We start from the raw sequence: 732 nt of genomic DNA, 5'->3' as shown, positions 1-732 counted from the left end.
CTCGAAGAGCAGGTCGGCGTGGCGGTTGGTGTAGGAGAGGTATCCGACCTCATCGATGACGAGGAGGGCCGGAGCGGTGTAATGAGCCAGGCGCCGACGGAGCGCGGACGCACTGTCGATGGCGGCGATTTCGCCGAGCAGTTGGCCGGCACTGGTGAACAGGGCGGTGTAACCGTTCATGACGGCGTGGTGGGCGATATTGCGGGCGAGCGTTGATTTGCCGACACCGTTTGGGCCGATGAAGACGGCATTGGCAGCGTCACGGATGAAGTCGAGGCGCATGGTGTCGTCGCTCGCGCCGACGCTCCAGGATCAGCTGGACGGCGTTGGGATGGGGTGATGGCCCTTCGAGCGCCAGGACCTCAAGGATACCGAACTCGAGGCGGAACGATCAGCGCTTGCCCGGTCCATCCTTGGAATCGTACCTGGAGACATCGTCACATCCGAAAGCCGCGGGAAACTGTTGCGGCTGTCGGTTACGGGCGTAACGCTGTATTCCGGCGGCAGCAGCGTCAGCTTCATGGTGTCGGGAATTAGGTTTCGAAAGGACGGAACGCTGGGCAAGCTGCAAGAAACGCTGAATTTGTCTTTTACTGACGGGAGACACACTCAAAAATGAGGCCGTCAGTGCCTGGCGAACGCAACCTCCTCAACCAAGCCGTGATGAACGAGCAGCATTCGAACCGGCAATGATCAAGGGAAATCGACCAGACTCACCCGTAATGAGACCTG

At 60.0% G+C, this 732-nt stretch carries 1 protein-coding gene; it reads right to left on the bottom strand.

The genetic code is table 11. From position 1 onward, the window contains the following. Nucleotides 1-282: ATP-binding protein (locus tag PDO_RS16780; protein ID WP_007604455.1), on the bottom strand; the 282-nt coding region annotated here is incomplete at its 3' end. Between the last annotated feature and the right edge of the window lie 450 nt (nt 283-732).

Origin of the sequence: Rhizobium sp. PDO1-076, assembly GCF_000247475.1 — a bacterium.
Taxonomy (GTDB): Bacteria; Pseudomonadota; Alphaproteobacteria; order Rhizobiales; family Rhizobiaceae; genus Allorhizobium.
Note: the sequence above shows the minus strand (reverse complement) of the source record. Positions and strands in the feature narration are given on the sequence as shown.